Origin of the sequence: Micromonospora sp. LOL_023 (genome assembly GCF_048060115.1) — a bacterium.
Classification (GTDB): Bacteria; Actinomycetota; Actinomycetes; order Mycobacteriales; family Micromonosporaceae; genus Micromonospora_E.
Window position 1 is genome coordinate 1 of the sequence record NZ_JBHMIM010000180.1, and the last position, 884, is coordinate 884.

At 57.0% G+C, this 884-nt stretch carries 1 protein-coding gene; it reads left to right on the forward strand.

Translation table 11 applies throughout. The features are described 5' to 3' along the window. Positions 1-59: 59 nt before the first annotated feature. The coding region (locus ACFHVL_RS31370; protein WP_416632245.1) for a hypothetical protein at positions 60-884 on the forward strand (825 nt) is incomplete at its 3' end.

The window sequence follows — 884 nt, forward strand, 5'->3', positions numbered from 1 at the left end:
TGCCGGCCACCCACGAACATCACCCACCGTCACCTCTACGGGTGTCGATCAGGTTTTGAATGGCCCTCAAGGTTCGGTCGCAAGGACTTGTTAGCGATACATGGAACTTGAAGTACGCATCTTTCAAGGACATTCAAGTAAACCTTCCACCGCTTGCCGAGCAGTGGAGAGTTGCAGAGATATTGCGCTCAATGGACGAGTCAATCCGCTCCACCGAACGCGCCGTAGCCAAATTGGAAGCAACAAAGGGTGCAACAATATCGAGGATTCTGCAAGAAGACGCGAGCTGGGTTCCACTCCGGCTTTCCGACGTTCTCGCCGGGTCACCAAAGAACGGCTATAGCCCCAAGGAGGTGGACGCCTACACCGGCGCTCTGATGCTGGGGCTAGGCTGCCTGACCTCCAACGGCTTTTCTCCGCGCCAACTGAAGAACGCCCCTGCCGGAGACCCTGCTGTGCGACGGGTGGTATTGGCCGACGGCGACCTACTCATGTCTCGGGCGAACACGCGCGAACTGGTGGGTCTGGTGGGTACGTTCAGGAGTTTCGGAGTCCCATGCATTTATCCTGACTTGATGATGCGGCTCAGACCAAACCACCTAACCCGCACGCAATTCCTGGAAATCCTACTCAGGTCACCGTCTGTTCGACGACAGATCGAAGCGCAGGCGGTAGGTACATCGGAAAGCATGGTCAAGATTAGCGCCGCCATAGTGCTTAACCTGAGAATGGCGGTGCCGGGCTTGGAGGTGCAGGATCAAATATTGTCCACGCTGACGGTTTTTGATTCTCAGCTCGATGCTCTCGGGCAGGAGCCACGGCCCCGGCGTTGTTCCGGCTTGAGAGGTTCTGTCCGTGTTGAGAACCGGACACGAGGCGAGTTG